Annotated in this window: 14 protein-coding genes, 1 tRNA gene and 1 pseudogene; 8 read left to right on the forward strand and 8 right to left on the reverse strand. The window is 69.0% G+C overall.

The genetic code is table 11. The features are described from left to right. Positions 1 to 25 precede the first annotated feature (25 nt). Together OOK41_RS13440 and OOK41_RS13445 are read right to left on the reverse strand one after the other, a co-directional pair. Positions 26 to 2,638 carry a fibronectin type III domain-containing protein gene (locus OOK41_RS13440; RefSeq protein WP_266267816.1) on the reverse strand — a complete coding sequence of 871 codons (2,613 nt, stop codon included), beginning with the start codon at positions 2,636 to 2,638 and terminating at the stop codon, positions 26 to 28. A gap of 173 nt (positions 2,639 to 2,811) precedes the next feature. Beyond that, positions 2,812 to 3,528 (reverse strand): fibronectin type III domain-containing protein, encoded by a 717-nt coding sequence (locus OOK41_RS13445; protein WP_266267817.1) that lies wholly within the window; start codon positions 3,526 to 3,528, stop codon positions 2,812 to 2,814. Between the two features lie 379 nt (positions 3,529 to 3,907). Here OOK41_RS13445 and OOK41_RS13450 point away from each other — a divergent pair, with 379 nt between their 5' ends. Continuing rightward, positions 3,908 to 4,168 carry a hypothetical protein gene (locus OOK41_RS13450; protein WP_266268064.1) on the forward strand — a complete coding sequence of 87 codons (261 nt, stop codon included), beginning with the start codon at positions 3,908 to 3,910 and terminating at the stop codon, positions 4,166 to 4,168. 1,127 nt (positions 4,169 to 5,295) lie between these two features. On the opposite strand, the pseudogene OOK41_RS13455 reads toward OOK41_RS13450, so the two are convergent. Beyond that, positions 5,296 to 5,499, reverse strand: a pseudogene (locus OOK41_RS13455) (tetratricopeptide repeat protein); the annotation flags it as partial. Between the two features lie 223 nt (positions 5,500 to 5,722). Here OOK41_RS13455 and OOK41_RS13460 point away from each other — a divergent pair. The 4 genes from OOK41_RS13460 (at position 5,723) to OOK41_RS13475 (ending at position 7,756) form a co-directional block, all read left to right on the forward strand. Then, positions 5,723 to 5,806, forward strand: a tRNA-Leu gene (locus tag OOK41_RS13460). A gap of 227 nt (positions 5,807 to 6,033) precedes the next feature. Next, entirely contained in the window at positions 6,034 to 6,405 is a 372-nt protein-coding gene (locus OOK41_RS13465; protein WP_266264998.1) for an AbrB/MazE/SpoVT family DNA-binding domain-containing protein, read from the forward strand. Continuing rightward, on the forward strand, positions 6,402 to 7,421 hold the full coding sequence (locus tag OOK41_RS13470; RefSeq protein WP_266265001.1) for a site-specific integrase: 1,020 nt from the start codon (positions 6,402 to 6,404) through the stop codon (positions 7,419 to 7,421). The genes OOK41_RS13465 and OOK41_RS13470 overlap by 4 nt, the downstream gene beginning before the upstream one ends. Before the next feature lie 47 nt (positions 7,422 to 7,468). Then, a complete protein-coding gene (locus OOK41_RS13475; protein WP_266265004.1) occupies positions 7,469 to 7,756 on the forward strand; it encodes a hypothetical protein in 288 nt (95 codons plus the stop codon). A gap of 434 nt (positions 7,757 to 8,190) precedes the next feature. Here the strand turns inward: OOK41_RS13475 and OOK41_RS13480 are convergent, their stop codons facing one another. Continuing rightward, entirely contained in the window at positions 8,191 to 8,502 is a 312-nt protein-coding gene (locus OOK41_RS13480) for a DUF664 domain-containing protein (protein ID WP_266265007.1), read from the reverse strand. Positions 8,503 to 8,594: 92 nt separating this feature from the next. Further along, a complete protein-coding gene (locus tag OOK41_RS13485; protein ID WP_266265009.1) occupies positions 8,595 to 9,824 on the reverse strand; it encodes a PIN domain-containing protein in 1,230 nt (409 codons plus the stop codon). A gap of 648 nt (positions 9,825 to 10,472) precedes the next feature. On the opposite strand from OOK41_RS13485, the gene OOK41_RS13490 reads away from it, so the two are divergent. The 3 genes from OOK41_RS13490 to OOK41_RS13500 all read left to right on the forward strand — a co-directional run bounded on the left by OOK41_RS13490 (position 10,473) and on the right by OOK41_RS13500 (position 12,838). Beyond that, a complete protein-coding gene (locus tag OOK41_RS13490; protein ID WP_266265012.1) occupies positions 10,473 to 10,946 on the forward strand; it encodes a hypothetical protein in 474 nt (157 codons plus the stop codon). 369 nt (positions 10,947 to 11,315) lie between these two features. Next, positions 11,316 to 11,843: a hypothetical protein gene (locus OOK41_RS13495; protein WP_266265014.1), complete on the forward strand. Its 528-nt coding sequence runs from the start codon at positions 11,316 to 11,318 to the stop codon at positions 11,841 to 11,843. Next, positions 11,840 to 12,838, forward strand: coding sequence for a tyrosine-type recombinase/integrase (locus OOK41_RS13500; protein WP_266265016.1), 999 nt, complete (start codon positions 11,840 to 11,842; stop codon positions 12,836 to 12,838). The genes OOK41_RS13495 and OOK41_RS13500 overlap by 4 nt, the downstream gene beginning before the upstream one ends. 1,199 nt (positions 12,839 to 14,037) lie before the next feature. On the opposite strand, the gene OOK41_RS13505 is transcribed toward OOK41_RS13500, so the two are convergent. From OOK41_RS13505 to OOK41_RS13515, 3 genes are all read right to left on the reverse strand, one after another. After that, on the reverse strand, positions 14,038 to 15,318 hold the full coding sequence (locus OOK41_RS13505) for an IS256 family transposase (RefSeq protein WP_266265017.1): 1,281 nt from the start codon (positions 15,316 to 15,318) through the stop codon (positions 14,038 to 14,040). Positions 15,319 to 15,351: 33 nt separating this feature from the next. Then, positions 15,352 to 15,891: a hypothetical protein gene (locus tag OOK41_RS13510; protein ID WP_266265019.1), complete on the reverse strand. Its 540-nt coding sequence runs from the start codon at positions 15,889 to 15,891 to the stop codon at positions 15,352 to 15,354. Between the two features lie 1,707 nt (positions 15,892 to 17,598). Beyond that, entirely contained in the window at positions 17,599 to 18,621 is a 1,023-nt protein-coding gene (locus OOK41_RS13515) for a tyrosine-type recombinase/integrase (protein ID WP_266265020.1), read from the reverse strand. Between the last annotated feature and the right edge of the window lie 922 nt (positions 18,622 to 19,543).

The raw sequence follows: 19,543 nt of genomic DNA on the forward strand, positions 1-19,543 counted from the left end.
TGGTGCTCCTTGCCTGATGGCGCGGTCAGCAGGTGGGCAGGACGTTGATGTTGTCCCCGCCTTCGAGGTTGAGCCAGGCCCACGGGATGTAGTTCTTCCCGCTGTACTCGACCTGCACCCACCAGGTGCTCTGCTTCTGGTTGTTGTAGATCCAGGAGTCGACGTTCTCGCCCTGCCTCTTGCAGTACGCCTTGAGCCGGGTTCCGGGCTTCGCCCAGCCGGCCTGCTGGTCGTTGTCCTGCCGGGGCACCCGGAAGATCTCGTTGCCGTTGCGGCCGGCCACGTCCCGGTCGCAGTACGTCCGCTGGTCGCCGTCGGGCCCGTTGTTGCAGGTCGCGATCCCGTACAGCGGATCGGTGGCCTGGGCCCGGTCCGCGGTGCCCTTGCCGGCGGCGTTGCTCGCCGTGACCGTGGCCGTGTACTTCGTGCCCGGCGTCAGGCCCGACACGGTCGCGCTGGCGCAGTTCCTCGCCTGCACCGGCGCCTCGCCCGGGACGCTGACGGTGCAGGTCGCCTTCCCGCCCCCGGCGTCCACGGTGAAGGTGACCGTGACGGCCGTGGCCGTCGCCGACGAGCCGGTGACGGTGACCCGGGGCTGGGCGACCGTGCGGGCGGTGGCGGTGGCCTCCGGGCCCGGGCCGGCCTCGTTGACGGCCTTCACCTTCACGGTGACGTTCTGCCCGTCGCCCAGGCCGTTCACGGTGGCCCGGGTGTCGGTCACCTCGCTGGCCCGGCCGCCGACGTCCACCAGGTACTTCGTGACCGGCCGGCCGTTGGCCGGCGCCGGGGACCACTGCATCGCGACGGTGCCCGGCTGGTCCGCCACCGTCGACGCCCGCAGGCCAACCGGCTGGTCGGGCGCCGCGAACGGCACCACGCTGTTGCTCACCGGGGAGGCCTTCGAGCCGGCGCCCCGGTCGTTGACCGCGACGACGGTGAACGCGTACTGCGTGCCGTACTCCAGCTCGCCGGCCGGCACCACCAGCTCGGTCTTCGCCGACTCGCCGGCCGGGGCGTTCGCGCCGGCCGAGGTCGCCGTCACCGCGTACTTCGCGATGGTGTTGCCCTGGCCGTTGGCGGCCGGCCACTTGACCAGCACCGTGCCGTTCGGCCGGGCCTCGGCCGTGACGCTGGCCGGCGGGTCCGGCACCGCGGCGGTCGGGGTGACCGGGTTGCTGGTCCGCGCCGGGCCGTCGCCCTTGGCGTTGACCGCGTGCACCGAGAACCGGTACGTCTCGCCGTTGGTCAGGCCGGTGATCTCCACCGACCGCTGGTTCGCGCCCACCTCCCGGCGCTGGCCGGCACCCTCCACCACGTACCGGATGATCTCCGCGCCGTTCGCGGCGGCCGGCCGCCAGCTCACCCGGGCCTGCGCGTTGCCGGCCGACGCGGTGACGCTGCGCGGCGCGCTCGGCTTGCTCACCTTCGGCTTCTTCGGCGGGGGCGGCGGGGGCGCCGGCGGCGGGTCGCCGCCGAGCACGTCGTTGGCGTACTTGTTGACCTCGCGCACCTGGTGCTTGTCGTCGACCACCCGGGCGGTCGACGAGTCCGGCGCGTTGATGAACAGCCGGTTCTCCCGCACCTCCAGCTCCAGCGGGCCGGTCGAGCCCTTGCCTCCGATCGTGTCGACGAGCTGCCCGCCGGCGTCGAAGGAGTACACCGTGCCGGTGCTCTCGTCGGCGCAGTAGTACCGGTCCGCCCAGGCCACGGCCGGGCTGAGCCCGTCACCCCGGCCAGGCACGGTGAACGCACGCTCCTCGCCGCCGGCGCCGACCACGTGCACCGTCCGGTCGCCGGGCACCGTCACCGGCACCTTCGGCCCGCTGGTCCGCGCCGGCAGGGCACCCGGCCCGGCCATCGTCAACTGCGTCCGGGTGACCTCGCCGCGCTGCACCCGCACCAGCGCGCCGGCCGTGCGGTCGAGGACCGCCACCCCGTCGTCCAGCGTGGAGACGACCAGCTCGTGACTGGGGTCGGCGATCTCGTGCGTCTCGACCTTCTTCGGGCTGACGCCGGAACCGGCCGGCGCGGCCGAGCCCGGCTCGGACGGCAGCTCCGCCGCCGTGACCGCGGAGACGGTGCCCTCGGCCGGGACCGCGATCCAGAGCCGGCCCTCCCCGTCGAACGCCCCGCCGGTGATGCCCGGCGGGTAGCGCACCGGCTCGCCGACGGGGGCCAGCGAGCGCGGATCGAGCTGCCGGACGATGCCCTGCACGGCGTCCACCACGAATGCGGCGTCCTCGTGCAGCGCGACGTTGACGCCCAGGCCGGGGGTGGTGCGGGTGCTGGCGGTGATCTGGAGGGTGGCCAGGTCCAGCGAGCTGACCTGCCCCGTGTTCAGGTCACGCAGGACCAGCAGCCGGTCGGTCTGGACGACCTGCATCGGGTGCCGGCGGGCGTCGGGGACCTCCACCCGGGTGTCCACGCGCGCGGTGATGCCGTTGACCCGGGCCATCTCGCTGCGCGCCGCGCTCCACAGCCAACTGCTGGCGTCGTAGTTGGCCACCGCGTTGTCGGCGGCGCCCAGCCCGAGGACGGTGAGGCCCATCGCGGCCAGCAGCGCCCCCACCGTGCCGATGGTGACCAGGCCGCCACGCCAGCGGGAACGGCGGCCGGGAACCTCCGGCCCGGTGCTCACGGCGTCGTCGATGGTGGCCACAAGCGGCTGCCTCCCCGTGTCGTCATGCCGGTCGGCGCGCCGGTGACCGGCGACCCTCCCCGAGCCGGGTGCCATCATATGGCCACCCTGAGGCAGGGGAAACCCGCACCGTCCGCCTGTGGACACCCAGCGTGTGCGGGGTGGACGGCGGGTCAGCTCGCCGTCGGGGCCGGCGTCCGGGCGGTGCAGACCTGCCCGGAGGTGGCGAAGGCGTCGGTGGAGTAGACCGCCAGCACGGTGAAGCAGTAGTCCACCCGCGAGTTGAGGCCGTTGACCGTGTAGCTGGTCTGCCCCGGATCCACGGTGGCCAGCACGCCCAGCTTCTGCCCGGTCCGTCCACCGGCCACCATGAACGGCACCGCGCCGGAGGACGGATCCGTCCAGGTGAGGGTGATCGTGCTGCTGTCGTCGCGCAACTTGAGGTCACCCGGCGGGGGGCCACTCGCCTTCGGGACGGCCGACGCCGACGCCGGTGCCGACACCGGTGCCGAGCCCGGGGGAGCCGCCTCGTCGCGGTCGAACACCAGCACCGCGACGCCGACCACGATCGCCAGGATCACCAGCGCCACCACCGCGACCAGGACCACCGTCCAGCCGCGTCCGGTCGGCTCCTCCTGGTACGTCGTCTGCCACGCATCCTGCGGCGAGGGGTAGTCGTCGGCGGCCCGCCAGCCGTCCTGCTCGTGCCAGGCCTGCCCCTGCTGCCCCTGCTCGGCGGGCCCGGGGTCGGTCGCCCGCTGCCGCGTCCAGTCCTGCCCGGCCGGCCCCTGGTCGGCGGCGCCGGAGCGGTGGTCCAGGTGCGGGGGCGGCGGGCCCGGGGGTGGCGGGACCGGGGGTGGCGCGACGGCGGACGCGTCGAGCCCCGGCACCGACGGCTCCGGACCGGGCGACCGTGGCGGTGGCGCGGGGCCAGGCTCCGGCTGCCGGTCGGCGGGCGGCCCGTCCGGCTCCTCGGCGGAACGGTCGGAACCGTCCCCAAGGTCCGGGGCCGGGTCGGGGTCAACGGTCGGAGCCAGTGGCTGCGGCGGCGCGGCGCTGCTCCACGGCGGCGCCGTCATGCCCCAGGGCGGCACGGGCGCCCCGCTGACCGGCGGACTACTGACCGGCGTTGCGCTGAAGGGTGGTGCGCTGAAGGGTGGTGCGCTGTGTGGTGGGGCGCTGTGTGGTGGTGCGCTGTGTGGTGGTGCGCTGTACGGCGTACCGCTCACCGGTGGTGCGCTTACGGGTGGTCCACTCACGGGCGGTGACATGAACGGCGTTCCGACCACCGGTGGCGCGGTCACGGGCGGCGTGTTGACCGGTGTGCCGCTGACCGGTCGTACGTTCGTCGGAGGGGCGCTGACCGGGATGGCCGGGGGACCGCTGGCGGGCGGGGCGCTGATCGGAGCACCGGCGTCCGGCGGAGCGCTGCTCACCGGTGCCGCCGGCCCGCCGCTGACCGGCCCGGCCTGCGTACCGGCCCCGCGGGTGGCCTCCTCCCGCAGCAGCGCGTCGATCTGCCGTACCTGAATGGTCGGCTTGTCCCAACCGAGCGCCGGGACGGGCTGCGGTGCCGGTTGCGGTGCCGGCCCGGTGGGCGGACGCGGCGCGGGCACTGCCTGCGGCGTGGCCGGTGCCGGTGGGGCGGACGTGGGCTGGGCGCCTCTCGACGTGGGCTGCGGTCCCCACGGGGAGGTCGGTGCGGCCGGTGCCGGTGGTTGGGGTGGCGTGGGCGGCCCGGTACGCGGAGACGGCACGGCCGGCGGCGGAGGGTAGGTCCGATGCGGCGGCCCGGGCTGGGTGCCGGAAGCCGGCGCCGGGTAAGGCGGGGGCTGGGGTGCTGGCGCCGGGTGAGCCGGAGCCTGGGGCTCTGGCGGCGCGGCGACCCGGGCCGGTGACCACGGGGAGGCCGCCTGCTGGGCGGGCGCGTCAACCGGCGTGGTGCGTTGTTGTGGGAGAGCGGGAAGTTGGGGTACGGGCAGGGGCCCCTGCGCCGTTGGTGCACGGGACGGCTCGGGACTTCGCTGTGCTGGTGCTGGTGCTGGTGCTGGTGCTGGTGCTGGTGCTGGTGCGGGCTCGGCCGGCGGCGGGGCCGGGATCCGCGGTGGAAGCTGCTGGGGCGGGGCTGGTACCTGAGGCGGAGCCGGAAGGTACTGCTGCGGTGCCGGGACCGGCGGCAGAGGCGGAGGCGACGGCTGCCGGGGCGGGGCGGACGCCGACGGAGGCGGCGCGGCTCCGGGCCGCGGCGCGGCGGCCTGCGCCTGTCGCGGCGGCGGGGGCATCGGAACGGGCGTGAGAGGCATGGTCGGACCATCGAGCGCCGTCGGGCCCTGCTGGGGGACGATCGGGCCGGGCTGGGGGGTGATCGGTTGGGGCTGGGCGGCGGACGGGTCGTACGCGGGAGCGGAGGGCGCCGCCCCGGGCGCGCCCGGGCCGAGGTAGTGCCGCGCCTCGCGTACCGCCGGGTGGTCCGCGCCGAGCACGGCGGGCCCGGCGCTCGCGACGCGGGAGTAGTGGCGGCGGGCCTCGTGCCGGTTGCCCAGTTCCTCGGAGACCGAGGCGAGGTCCAGGGAGAGCGCGAGCAGCAGCGGGTCGGCGGGATGCCAGCGGCGCTCGCCGGCCGCGAGGCATTCCTCCAGTACGCGCCGCGCGGCGGCCGGATCGTCCGTCTCGCGGTGCAGGCGGGCCAACAGGTGCGCGGTACGCAGTACCTCCGGATGGTCCTCGCCGTAGCTGGCCCGGATCGGTCCGAGCGCGTCGGCCAGCAGCCGACGTGCCCCGGCGAGGTCGCCGGAGGCGCGCTGGGCCAGCGCCCGGTGCTGGAGGGCGGCCAGGGGAGAGGGCTGTGACACGTCAGTCATGCTGCCCGGAGGAGGTGGCTCGACGCCACCCGCCCTGCCGATCACGATCGAGTCGGCGTGCCCCAGTCGTGGGTGTCAGCCCTCTGACCTGGCCTAACGGGTCGCCGGGAAGGTGGTGTGCATGATCCACGGCCGCCGTGTACAGTAATCCCCCGTGCGGCCCTCCAGGGCGGTCGACGGGTGGTGAAGCCACCCAGGCCGACAGGGTAGGCTGAACGAGTAAGTCCGGGTGGCGGAATGGCAGACGCGCTAGCTTGAGGTGCTAGTGCCCGTATAGGGCGTGGGGGTTCAAGTCCCCCCTCGGACACAAATTTGCGGCATCCATGCCGTCTCTTACGTACTCGTGGTCAAGGCTCCTTGACCACGTGAATCTGATCTTCGCGACCAACCTAACCGACCCTGTGTCGGTCGACGGCGGTGGTCGCTGTGGCTGAGCCCTCTCTGACTTCTGTCGTTCCCCCGGTTCTTCTGCCGGACCGTGGGCGAAGCAACCCCCGTGACTCACACGCAACCCTGCGACGGGCTCCGTTACCGATGCCAGCGGTCGCGCAGCAGCGGACCGAGGCCAAGGTGTACCGCCTAGCGTCGGTCGATGCCAGCGGCCGAATCCGTGATCAAGGCATCGTCCGTGCCCTGGCTTGGGAGCCGGGTGCCCGACTGGAGATCCGCGAGAGAGCTGGCGTCATTGTCGTGCGTCGGGATCTCGGTGGAGTTTTCGCTCTCACCGGTCAGGGACACCTGTTGCTGCCGGCTCCGGTGCGGCACTGGTGTGGGCTCAAAGCTGGGGATCGGGCCTTGTTGACCGCCGATCCTGGCGCAGACCTGCTCGTGGTGTATCCGCCGACGGCCTTGGAAGACATGGTCGCCCAGGCTCAGCGTGCGGTGTTGGGTGGTGATGATGCATGAGCGCGGCGATGGCGGGCAGGGCGGAGTTGGATGCCGCGCGGTTGTTGCTGGCGCGGATGGGGATCTCGCCGGCGGATCTGGTGGGGGCGGCGTCGGATCGCCCAGCGGCGCCGACGTTCGCGGAGTACGTGCCGGTGGTGGCGGCAGCGGTCACGGCCGGCACGCGGCGGGCGTACGGCTCGTACTGGAAGCGTGTGGTCGAGCAGTGGGGTCAGCGGCGTATCGATGAGCCGACGCCGTCGGAGATCGAGCGGTTGGCGGAGTATGTCAAGGCGCATGTGGTGGCTCGGCGTAACGCTCGGGGTGGGCGCAGTGCGGCGGAGCATCTGATCGCGGCGTTGCGCTGTCTGTACCGGCGGGCGGTCGCTGACGGCCTCATGACCGAGGCTGACAATCCCGCGTTGAAGGTGGCGAAGCCGCGGCGGTTGCCGAGTACGCGGCGGGCGTTGGCCGACAGTCGGCTGGCGGAGATCAATGAGGTGGCGGCGTCCACGGGTGATGATCCAGCGTTGGACAGTCTGCTGCTGCGGTTGCACATCGAGACGGCGTGCCGTCGGGGTGGGGCGTTGGCGTTGAGGCCGGTGGATCTGGACCGGGATCAGTGTCTGGTCATGTTGCGGGAGAAGGGCGAGACGGTGCGGTGGCAGCCGGTGTCGCCGACGCTGATGCGGTACCTGCAGCGGCATGCGGAGCAGCGGCATGCCACCGAGGCAGGGCCACTGTTCCGATATCGCAGCGGGCAACCCATCACCTACCGGCGATATGATCACCTGTGGGTGCGCATCGGTGAGCGCCTGCCGTGGGTGCACGCCCAGCAGATCAGTACGCACTGGCTGCGGCATACCACGTTGACGTGGGTGGAACGGAATTTCGGCTACGCCATCGCCCGTGCATATGCCGGTCACTCGGGCAGCGGTGGCGACACCGGCACTACCGCTACCTACGTCCGAGCGACAGTCCATGAAGTCGCCGCCGCACTCGCGGCACTTGCCGGTGAGCCGCACCCGTTGGCGTGAAGCGGACCCGGAACAGGTGTCCCCAACAGAACAGGCACGATGACCCGATGAGCAGCCCCTACGAGACCGGCAGATTCACCAGCATCTGTCCCGACGAGGTGAGCCACGTCACCACACACACTGACGCTGCCGACATCGTCGGCCGGATGCTCACCGACCTTCGCGCCCACCCCACCGAGTGGGAGAACCACACCCTCGAACGCTTCCTGGGCGCACTCGAGTCCTCGCTCAAAGCCCTGCCCGGCCTCTACCTGAACCGAGGAGACGACTTCCCCGACCAGCCGACCTGGAAGCAGTTCACCGAGGCCCTCATCATGTCTACCGGCCGCGAATAGCCGTCCGGCAGCAGTGCCGACCGGGTTGTGGGATCAGCCCTGCAGGCGCGGGGAGCAGCCGGGGTGAGCTTCGCGAAGGCGATCCCTCCGGATTCTCCCCGTGTACGCGGGGAGCAGCCTGCGGCCTTGGGATTAGAAGTTGGATCCCGGTCATGATTGCCTGTGATTGACAATCCACAGGGGTGTCTATCTGTCCTGGTAGGCACCCCTGTGGTTGCCGGTGAATCCTCAGTGGTGCCGTCCAATCCGGAGGCGTCCGGGCTCACATCGGGCTCACCGCGCCGCCTTTAAACAGCACGGGGGCCACCGGGCGACATGCAGCTTAACGTGGACGACCACTCTGCCTCTTGATAGCTTTCGGGCCGCCGGCCCCGCGGGCGGGTGCCCGGCACCGCTGCGAGTAGCCCCGATGAGCGCAGTTGGCGCCCACGCAGTCAGCCGTCTCGACGGACACGCTCTTCGCCCAGCCTGTCGATGAAGGGGTGCGCCAGTCGAAGCCATTGTTCACGCGGCTGCTGTTCCAGGCAGTGCTGGAACCAGTTCCGCTCAACAGCGGCAGCGTGTTTGACGAGACCGATGAGCGTGGTGAGCGAGGGTACCAGGCTCCGGCGGGCGTCATCCTCCGACAGCCCTCGGAGCTTGGCGGTGATGACATCGCGGTACGCATCGATGGAGTCTTCCAGAAGCTCGCGCTCCGCAGCCGTGCTCGCGAGTTCCTCGCTGTCGAGCGGTCGGGCAGTCGTCACATCGACACCCTAACCCTCTGAGGTTCTGTCTCGCTCAATCAAGATCGGCAGGACACGCCTTAGTCGCAGCCCAACTATTCCAGGAGACGGCCCTACTTCAACGAATCCCGAATCGCCCAGGCAGCGATGGCCCACGTGGACAGAGTGGAGAGAACGTCGATTGGCGAGCCGGGCTGCGGAAATTCCGGTGTCGCGGCGGATGCTTGCCTTGACAGCCGGTTGGATAGAAATTGCGCTGCCAACTCCTGTCGTTGGTTGACCTCCGTGCTCGGAACCCGGCTGACTTCCTCAGCCGTAAGTGCACGGGGCGGCTTGCATCGCAGGACCGACGGGCGTGCGCCAGTCTCGTCCTGGGTCACGAGTACGCGGGCCTCCAGAGCGTTCGCCGCAGGAATGAGGTTTGGTCCGGGCAGCACCATCAAGCCGGAGACGATCAACCGGACCGTGGCCATGTACCAGTCCTGTCCGCCGATGCTGTGGGCCGTCACGTCCGAGACACCATCGAGGGTGAGCGAGGGCGAGAAGAGCCACCTCGACCCGGCGGGGATTTCCCCCACGTTCTCGCCGTCCCCGAGTCGGGTGTGGGCAAGACCTGCGTTCATCCATCCCGAGTCGTTCTTGTGGGCGACCGTCGGCAGATGTTCGGACAGCGCGTCCGTGAGCAGTTCGATCGAATCCTTGCCTGCCAGGAGCGCAGGGAGGAATTCCGGGTCGACCTCGGCCGGCTTCGCGAAGCGCTCCACCACGGCGTCCAGCGCGGTGAGGTGATAGAAGCGGTCCTCTATGCTCGCGAGGTCGCTCTTCATCGGCTCCAGGTACTCCGTGCCGTCGCCGAAGTCCTTCGTGTTCTCGCTAACGAAGTAGACCGTTTCGTCCCCGTGGTCACGTGCGTACTCGATGGCCGTCAGCCAGATTGCAGCATCCCGGGAACCAGTCTTGCCGCCCTTCTGGCCGACCCGCTTGCACGGCGCGAGGACGTTGGACTCCCGGAAGAACGCGGTCCGCAGTACTTCCACGCTCGGCTCGATGACCTCAACCATCTGCCGGTACATGTTTCGCCAGTGCATCCGGTGCCGCTCCGTGTCGACCTGGCCGAGGCTGGGCACTCCTTCCCACGGAACATGCCCCTTCAGCTCGTTGAGCGTCGAAGTCGCCTTAGCGTGAGCCTCGGCGTACGGGAGAGCCCGGTGTGAGGCCAGTTCCTCCAAGACCACCCACGGGACAGCGACGCGGATTCCGGCTGCCTTGAGCGCCCGGAGGAGGTCGGCGGTGCTGCTGTCTGGCTTCATGCCCCAGAGGATGTTGGTGTCCAGAATGATCAAGGGTGGTGGCTCCTTCCACGCCGGTCCGACTCGTGCGGGCACACCTTCTCAGATTCAGAACTCGGGTGCAGTATCGGTTTGCCGTCAGCGAGGCCAGCACGTTTCGGCAAGGATGAGGCTTTCGTCGGCGCCAGGGCAGTCTAGGCGGCCAGTCGTCACCGTCAAGATCGTCTCCGGCGCGAGTCCACAAGCGTCAGGCGTGGCTCCGGCTTCCTTCTCTTGCCTCCATGGACTGGCCAGAGAGGCGATGCGTGTCGAGCGCATTGGGCCTGTCTAACCGTGATCCGCCGAACAGGCCCTAGGTCGAGGCAGCCGACGGCAAGGCTGTCCCCAACAAGGTTGAGTTGGTCGGCGTTGGTGAATTTGCGGAGCATGGCGATGATTATCCCCTGGTTGGGCGCTAGTCATAACCTGCCGTTGGTCAGGGGTATGGCAGGGGTGCTCTCTCATGTGCCGCGCTTTGCGTGCTTCAGGATCTCGGCAGAGGTGGCAGGCCAATGGTCTCCCGATACAGGTCGACGCCCACGGCGGGGCTGTCGCTCGGTTGCGTCTGCCGCAAGAGCGGTGCGGTGCAGGTGAGTCCGTTGGATAGTCGGCCTCGGGTCCAGTCCAAAGTAGCGCGACATCTCGTAGGCGAGGGCGTCAGAAGTGTCGAGGAGTGGCGCCGCGCTCGATCTGTGGAGCTGGACGGAGCTGACCTCCAAGCCCGCCACGTTCAACGCCGCGACGGCAGTGGACCAGTGGCGGCGCCGAGCGTACGAGCTGGCCGAGCAGACCCGGGCCGCCGCCGCCGCGCAGATGGACGCACTGATTCAGCTCGCGTTCGCCGTCCGTGCTGCCGCGGACGCCGGTCTACCGGTCGAGTGGGCGGAAGGCCGTGCCGGAGGCTGGCTGGAATGGACACCTGAGGTGACGGTGTTGCGTGAGGTGTTGGCCGCCCGAGCTGCCGAACGGTTGGAGGGCGAAGAGAGCGATCGCCGGCGAGCCGAGGAAGAACGTCTTGTGGAGCAGATCGTCGGTGCCCTCGAAAGCTCGGGGGTGCCGCTGGCGATCAAGCCCGAGGACATGAAGTTCGTCGGACCTGATTCACCGCGCGGCGAAGGCGGGGAAGCGGCCGGCTGACCCCGGGGGGCGTCCCGACTCCCGGGAATCGCCCCGCCCAAGCGATGCCTCCATAACTGATCTTATCGAGGCATGAAAACGTCACATCCAGGCCATAGATTTCCACCCGACTGTCGTCTGCCATCGTGCCTCAGCTCAACTGGCAGACGACACCGACGTCTAACCCCGAGCGAGGTGGAGTTTCGTGCTGAACGACGATGAGTCGATACCGGCTGTCTCCGCATCCGGATCGCGTGGGCCAGGCGCCCGTCGACGCGCGCCGGTTCTGCCCCCACCCGGCTCCAGTACGGCACCCTGATCGTGCCTGTCGCCAAGACGAGCAGCACAGCGCGGCACTGACAATCTGCGGGAGTGGTGGGAGAGGGGCACATGGAAACCTGGCAGATGCAGATTGCGGAGTACGACACCGACGGCAACGAGGTCTACCGGGGATACGAGCGCATCGTTCCGCTCCACTCGGAGGCCACCGCGCTGCAGGCGGCGGCGGAAGAAGCCGGGGACTGGACCGCCGAGCACCCGGACACTGAGACCTGGCGGATCCGGGTGCTTGCTAGCGACGGAGGCCAAGGCGAGGCGTGGGGCGGCATCGGCGGGAACGTCCGTTCGGTCGAGCCGACACCACCACCGGACCGCAAGGCCCTCGTCGCCCAGCTGGATCCCCTCACCACCCGGCTGCGTGCCATCGCCGAACCGCTGGCGCTCGCTGAGGATCTGCCGGCACTGGACCGGTTGCTGCCGCAGGCGGCGCGACTGCTCGCGGCGGTGCAGCATGCCCTGGGAACCACCGGTGACCCGCACGGCATGGGCCGAGCCAACCTCAAGAGCGTGCTGACCAGCACCGAGGGGTTGACGGCCACCGCGATGCAGGCCCTTGCCGATGAACAGGGCCGCCAGTGACCGTCCTGTCCGGCGAGCTGCTGCCCGCCGCTCCCTTGCCCGCAGCCAGTTCCTCGGTGGCCGCCGAGGAACTGGCTGCGCTGCTGCGGGAGTGGCTGATCGGCTACCAGTCGGCGAACACCCGGGACGCGTACCGGCGCGACGTCGCGCACTGGCTGGCCTTCCTGACCGTGTCCGGGGTCGACCCGCTCACCGAGGCCCGCCGGGTGCACACCCACGCCTGGCTGCGCGCCCAGGAGTCCTCGGGCGCGGCCACGGCGACCCGTGCCCGCCGCGCCGTCAGCGCGTTCTATACGTGGATGGTCGCCGAGGACCACACCGACCGGGCGAACCCGGCCGCGATCGACCCGAAGCGCAAGCCCCGGGTGAACCCGGACCGCTCGACCACGGCCGGGTTGACCCGGGACCAGGCCGGCGCGCTGCTCGCGGCGGCCGACGCCGACACCGGCCCGCAGGCCGCCCGCGCCGCAGCGATCGTCGCCCTGCTGCTCTACACCGGGCTGCGCGTCGGAGAGCTTGTCGGCGCCGACCGGGAGCAGCTCGGCGAGGACCGTGGCCACCGGGTGCTGCGGTTCACCGCCAAGGGCGACCAGCCGCACCTGGTGGCGCTCCCGGCGCCGGTGACTCGCCGCCTGGACGCCTACCTCGCCGGCCGGGTCGACCTGGCCGGCGACCGGCTCCCGACGCAGACGCCCGGGGCCCGTCCGCGCCGCCCGCTGGTGGCCACCGCCAGCGGCGGCCGGCTCGACCGGGGCGCGGTGTGGCGACTGCTCAAGCGCCTGGCCTGCACGGCGGGGATCTCGGTCACGATGTCGCCGCACGTCCTGCGGCACACCTGCGCCACCCTCGCCCGCGACGCCGGCGCCCGCCTGGAGGACATCCAGGACCAGCTCGGCCACGCCGATGTCCGCACCACCCGCCGCTACGACCACGGCGGCGCCCGCCTCGACCGGTCTCCGGCGTACACCCTCGCCGGCTACCTGAACGCCGAGTAGCGGCGCGATTCCCGGGAATCAGGGGGGCGGGTAGGTCAGACCTGACCCTCCGGGGCCGGCGTACCCGGCTCCGCGCACACGCGCTTGCGCTTGGACCGGTCAAACCGGCTCGGCGCGCACCTGACCCCGTTGATTCGGGGATGGCGGACGGCCGCCGCCCGGCCGGCCACAGCCAGGCTGCGGCTACCCAATCACAACTACAGAAAGTAACGATCCATCGAGATGGCTTCTTGCCTCCTTAGAGGGGGAGCCACTCCTTCCTTCGGTCGGCTACCACCACCACCCCCACCGCAAGCAGCTCTTACGTGACGCACATCACGCCTCATGTCCATCGAAGAAGCAGGCAGACGAGCTCTGGCTCCGGTTGTCGAGGGCTAGCTCAGCCACGTCTTTGGCAGGCTGGGCACCAGCTTCTCTCTAGGACACCCCCCGGAAAGCAGACCTTCGTACACCTCTGGCGATGCTGCCTGCGGACCCGCCGGGAGCAAGCATGAACGATGGCTTGAGATCCACTGGCTCACGTTGGCCAGCGGGAGAGGTCCCTCCACACACTGTCACCATCGCGATCAACACTTGGTACTTCAGGGGACTCGCCCGAACGCGGGAACAACTCGTCTTGATGACTCGCTAGCGGAGCGTCAGTGAAGACTGACTACGACCGCGATCGGGGTGGGAAGAACCGGTGCTCGTTTCGCGTCGGCCTTGACGCATCGCCAAGGAAAGTGACGACAAAAGAAGTGGGCTGGACCCCCTATCGGCCCCTCCGGTCTCGGCCCCTCCGGTCTCGGCCCCTCCGGTCTCGGCCCCTCCGGTCTCGGCCCCTCCGGTCTCGGCCCCTCCGCTCTCCGCTCTCCGCTCTCCGCTCTCCGGTCTCCGGCCCCACCGATCGACCACCGACCGTGGCCACCGGAGGCGTCACCGTCACCGACCGACCATGGCCACCGGAGGCGTCACCGTCACCGACCGACCATGGCCACCGGAGGCGTCACCGTCACCGACCGACCATGGCCACCGGAGGCGTCACCGTCACCGACCGACCATGGCCACCGGAGGCGTCACCGTCACCGACCGACCGTGGCCACCGGAGGCGTCACCCATCGCGGTAGCCGATACCGAGCGTGATGCCAGTGGGATTACGTCAACTCCGGAACCGGAAGGGGGTCTGTCAAGTTAACGGCTGATCTTGGTTGTTGAGTTGGTCAGTCGTTGGCCGGGGTGAGCCGGCCTTCGAAGGCGATCTGGAAGGCGTTCAGCGGCGCCTTCCAGCGCATGGTCCACCGCCGGCGGCCGGCACCGGTGGGGTCGAGGCTCATCAAGGCCATGTACACGCACTTGAGCGCGGCCTGTTCGTTCGGGAAGTGCCCACGGGCGCGGACGGCCTTGCGGATGCGGGCGTTGACCGACTCGATCGCGTTGGTGGAGCAGATGACCTTGCGGATCTCCACGTCAAAGGCGAGGAACGGCACGAATTCAGCCCATGCGTTCTCCCAGAGCCGGACGATCGCCGGATACTTGCGTCCCCAGGTCTCGGCGAACTCGAGGAACCGTTCGGTCGCGGCGTCCTCGGTCGCCGCGGTGTAGACCGGCTTGAGCGCCTTGGCGATCTTGTCCCAGTCCTGGCGGGCCGCGTAGCGGAACGAGTTGCGCAGCAGGTGAACGACACACGTTTGCACGATCGTGCGGGGCCACACCGTCGCGACGGCGTCCGGCAGGCCCTTGAGCCCGTCGCAGACGAGCATCAACACGTCGGCGACGCCGCGGTTCTTCAGCTCGGTGAGCACGTGCAGCCAGTGCTTCGCGCCTTCACCACCGTCACCGGCCCAGATCCCGAGGATGTCACGGTGCCCGTCGACCGTGACCGCCATGACGACGTAGATCGGCCGGTTCGCGACCTGACCATCGCGGATCTTGACGTTGATGGCGTCGATGAACACCACCGGATAGACCCGGTCGAGGGGCCGGTTCTGCCACTCGGCCATGCCGTCCATGACCTTGTCCGTGATGGTGGAGATCGTCTGCTTCGACACCTCGGCGCCGTACACCTCGGCCAGGTGCGCGGCGATCTCGCCGTGCGTCAAACCCTTGGCCGACAGCGACAGCACCATGTCGTCGACCCCGGACAGGCGGCGTTGCCGCTTACGCACGATCTGTGGTTCGAACGTGCCCGCCGCGTCGCGCGGAACCCGGACCTCGACCGGGCCGACGTCGGTGAGCACGGTCTTGGTTCGGCTGCCGTTGCGGGTGTTCCCGCTGCCCCGGCCAGCCGGGTCGTGCTTGTCGTAGCCGACATGGTCGGTGATCTCCCCGTCCAACGCCGACTCCAGGACCCGCTTCGTCAGCTGCTGCAGCAGCCCGCCCTCACCGGTCAGCTTCAGCCCGTCACCGCGAGCCCGATCGACCAGCAATGCGATCAACTGCTCATCCGTGACCGCACCCACCGGCTCCACGGCCGGCTGCTCGATGGTGGTCTCAGTCGTCATCTGGCGTCTCTCCCTTGATCGGTCGATCAGCCGCTATTTGTACAGACCCCCGGAAAGGGCATCAACCCGGAAGGAGAACCGGAACCGGAACCGGAACCGGAACCGGAAGAGCATCACCAGGAAGCGACCAGGAAGGAACACGAGCCAGTCGAGGTGGTGGACCAGGTTGTTGGTCCGTGAGCGGTGAGCCGTGAGCCGGTCGAGGTGGTGGACCAGGTTGTTGGTCCGTGAGCGGTGAGCCGTGAGCCGGTCGAGGTGGTGGACCAGGTTGTTGGTCCGTGAGCGGTGAGCCGTGAGCCGGTCGAGGTGGTGGACCAGGTTGTTGGTCCGTGAGCGGTGAGCCGTGAGCCGGTCGAGGTGGTGGACCAGGTTGTTGGTCCGTGAGCGGTGAGCCGTGAGCCGGTCGAGGTGGTGGACCAGGTTGTTGGTCCGTGAGCGGTGAGCCGTGAGCCGGTCGAGGTGGTGGACCAGGTTGTGTCTTCCTTCCTGGTGATGCTCTTCCGGTTCCGGTTCCGGTTCCGGTTCTCCTTCCGGGTTGATGCCCTTCCGGTTCCGGAGTTGACGTAATCCCACTGGCATCACGCTCGGTATCGGCTACCGCGATGGGTGACGCCTCCGGTGGCCACGGTCGGTCGGTGACGGTGACGCCTCCGGTGGCCATGGTCGGTCGGTGACGGTGACGCCTCCGGTGGCCATGGTCGGTCGGTGACGGTGACGCCTCCGGTGGCCATGGTCGGTCGGTGACGGTGACGCCTCCGGTGGCCATGGTCGGTCGGTGACGGTGACGCCTCCGGTGGCCATGGTCGGTCGGTGACGGTGACGCCTCCGGTGGCCATGGTCGGTCGGTGACGGTGACGCCTCCGGTGGCCACGGTCGGTGGTCGATCGGTGGGGCCGGAGAGCGGAGAGCGGAGAGCGGAGAGCGGAGAGCGGAGGGGCCGAGACCGGAGGGGCCGAGACCGGAGGGGCCGATAGGGGTCCAGCCCACTTCTTTTGTCGTCACTTTCCTTGGCGATGCGTCAAGGCCAACGCGGAATAATTACCGGTTCCGCCGAACCGCGATCGTGCTCAAAATAGAAACTTGGAACCCTGTCTCCGATACTTAACGCCCGGAATTTCAGGATGAATCTCAGCCCCGGATCGTGCTATAAAAGTAGAGGGTCGCTCAACGAGCGACCCTCTACCGATGAACCTAGGTAGAAGTTAGGTCAGGATCATCGATCGTTGCGCCTTCGACAGAGCACGATCAAGACCGTGGCCGCGGCCAGGGCCCCCATCCCCGCCAGGGTGGGGGACTGGTTGCTGAGGTTGTTAGCCAGCTCCACCAGCGCAGACGCCAAGCTGAGGGTCGCCAGCGCGTCCTGCTCCTTCCTCCGCGAGTGGGGGTCTTCAGGTTCAGTCGGGGCGTTACGTAGTGCCAATTGATCCTCCTGACCACGCCAGAGTAGGCGCTCCGAACATTTGGGATGAGGCGGCATTTCCTGCCGGCCTGAGCGTCTCATGTAGACCGGCTTTTACGCTACTCGTGACGCGACAGCGGAAGCCGGCGAAGGCTCTCCCTATCCGTCTCCCAAAGAAGAGACGATCTTGTCTGCCCTGACGAGAGGCTCATGTGGAGGAATCCAAGCCACACTTGTAGCTACCGAAGGTAATCGTCAGTCGGCCTGTCGGAGGGACAAGTAAACAACCTCTGAACCTTGATCATTCGAGGTTGACGAGGCAGCCCCTGGGCCGGCACCCAGAGCGGCTACCGGTCGAGGGTCGGCGGGAAGCCCCCCGCCCGGCTGGGCTACCTCCGGTCACTTCTGGTCGTCGCCGGCCGCGAGGCGCGAGCAGGACTGCCCCAGTTCGGCGCGGCGCTGCCACCGCCAGGACTGGCTGACCACCGACCCCGGCCGGCGCCTGGAACGCCGCAAGGTCACCCGGACCCGAGACAAGGCCATCCCCCGCGCCCGCCTGGAGCGGCTGTTCACCGACGACCGCAACCCGCTGCGCGAGCGGGTGCTGTGGCGGATGCTCTACGAGACCTGCGCCCGCGCCGAGGAGATCCTCGGCCTTGACGCGCCCGACCTCGACATGGAGTACGGGCGGTCCAAGAAATCTCCCCGGTCGGCGAGGGGAACGCAGGATCGACCGTAGGGATCAGCCGGTGATCCGTACGGTCCACCGCCAGGATCAACCGGCCAGGGGTCAGGGGTTCAAATCCCCTCAGCTCCACCAGTAACACCAATGGCCAGCGGAAACGCTGGCCATTGATCATCGGGCACAGATCCGGCACAACTCAGCGCGGAAGCGTCGCCCCGGAGCGGGTGCCCGCAGCCTCCCGAAGCGCCGTGCTGACGATGTTCCGGCGGCGGGTCTTCTTCGGCCACCAGTGCACGTACGTCTCCAGCGTGATGCGCAAGCTGGAGTGCCGTAGCGCGTTCTGTACGTCGGTCGGGTCGGCACCCGAGGTGATCAGGCGAGTCGCGAAGTAGTGCCGCAGGGAGTGAAAGGTGCCTTCGTCGGGCCATCCCGCCACCTTGCGCCAGCCACGCCACAGCTCCGACCACCGTTGGTCATGAAGCGGCTTGCCCTGTTCGTCGGTGAACAGCAGCGGGACCGCCCGGCGTTTCGCCTGCTTCCCCGGGTCCGGGGTCCCCGTGGTGATGTCGGGCAGTTCGACCAACGCGGGCGGGTACTTGCGGACGTGTTCCGCGAGCACCAGCGCCACGTGATCATCGAGGTCGACGTCACCCACGGAGCCAGCCTTCGGAGGAGCGAGGTAGAACCCGCCGTACTGGCCCTTGTGGAAGCGGAGTTGCTGAACCACGTGCAACTCCTGGCGAGGCCGGTCGACGCACCGTGTCCCGTCCTCCAGGCCCAGGACCTCACCCAGGCGCAGACCTTCACCGGCGCCGCACCAGATGGCCGCCTGATAGCGGTCGGGGACGGCGGCGACCAGGGCGAGCATGTCGTCATCGGTCGGAACCCACTTCGGAGCCCGGGAGAAACCCCGCAGGATCGCGGAGAGGCGCACCGCCTTGCATGGGTTGTCGGAGATGACCTTGTCTGCGACAGCCGCGTTCATGACGGCGTTGAACAGGTCGAAGTAGGTCTTCACCGAGGACTGCGCGACGTTGTTGCGGAGCAGGAGCGCCACCCACTCCAGTACGTCGGTGACCGTGATCGCTCGTACCTGCCGCTTGCCGATGTGCGGGTAGAGGTGGTGCCGAAGGCGGGACTCCGTATGGCGCTGGTAGTCGAGGGCCTGTCCGATCTGACGCGAAAGCCGCCACCGCTCGCCGTACTCCCGGAAGGTCACCTGTCGTTCCGCCTAGTCGACCTTGGATACGGCGCAACATACTTCGTTGATTGCTTCGGACTTGAGCAGCTATGGGAGTCAGGCCGGGTGCCAGTCGTGCACCTTGGCCAGATCGAGACGATTGAATCTATAGCCGACGGCACCGAGGCGAACTGGACTGTAGTCGAGCTATACGCCCGGCCTGCCACACTCGCCAGGCGCATCCGGTCGCGGGGCACCGGGGACGAAGACCAACGCCTTGCGGCTGTCAAGCAAACGCTTCGCCTACCGGCCGCAGACATGCGAATCGATACCGAGGCTGTGTCAGTCAGTGAAGCGGCAAATGCCATAGAGCGGTTATGCGTGATCGGCCGTAACGCATTGGCCCCTCGTGCTTCAGTGAGCCTTTCCCATCGTGACGGTGCTGGTCACGGGCCGCATAGCGAGCGGTGATCGACGTAGGGCGAGGCTCCCGGTAAGACAGCAGTCGACCAAAATCCGATGTCCCGACCGATAGTCCCACAACGTTGTGTCCAGCGCCGATGCAGGTGGCGACGTCTGAACCCAGACGGCAGGCGCCGCTGGTCCTGGCCCACCTGCACAAACGGCGGCACGCGATCCCGCCTCGCCGCAGGGTTCGCGATCAGCACCACCACCGCATCTCGGAACGGGCGAGTCTTCCGGGCGCCGTCCCAAAAACTTGACAATCAGCCTGAGAGCGTTCGCCTTCTCCGGCAGTAGCCTCGTCGACTCACCACCTTGAAGCAGTCCGGTAGACGACACGTCGCCTCGCGGCCCGTCCGCAATCGGAGATGTCGATCCCTTGCGGGATGACTGGGATCAATGTATGGTTGCGGTCGTCAATCCGTTGCTTCAATAGGAGCGGGTTGCTGTAGTCCGATGAGCCACGCCGTCAAGGGTCCGCATACCTCTCGGACGGCGC

It is taken from the genome of Micromonospora sp. NBC_01655 (assembly GCF_026339755.1).
In the GTDB taxonomy this organism is placed as follows: Bacteria; Actinomycetota; Actinomycetes; order Mycobacteriales; family Micromonosporaceae; genus Micromonospora.

Coding starts and splice junctions, on each gene's coding strand:
- OOK41_RS13450 (WP_266268064.1), top strand. CDS start 3,908: ATGAACGGCGTTCCGACCACCGGTGGCGCGGTCACGGGCGGCGTGTTG.
- OOK41_RS13465 (WP_266264998.1), top strand. CDS start 6,034: ATGCCAGCGGTCGCGCAGCAGCGGACCGAGGCCAAGGTGTACCGCCTA.
- OOK41_RS13470 (WP_266265001.1), top strand. CDS start 6,402: ATGAGCGCGGCGATGGCGGGCAGGGCGGAGTTGGATGCCGCGCGGTTG.
- OOK41_RS13475 (WP_266265004.1), top strand. CDS start 7,469: ATGAGCAGCCCCTACGAGACCGGCAGATTCACCAGCATCTGTCCCGAC.
- OOK41_RS13495 (WP_266265014.1), top strand. CDS start 11,316: ATGGAAACCTGGCAGATGCAGATTGCGGAGTACGACACCGACGGCAAC.
- OOK41_RS13505 (WP_266265017.1), bottom strand. CDS start 15,318: ATGACGACTGAGACCACCATCGAGCAGCCGGCCGTGGAGCCGGTGGGT.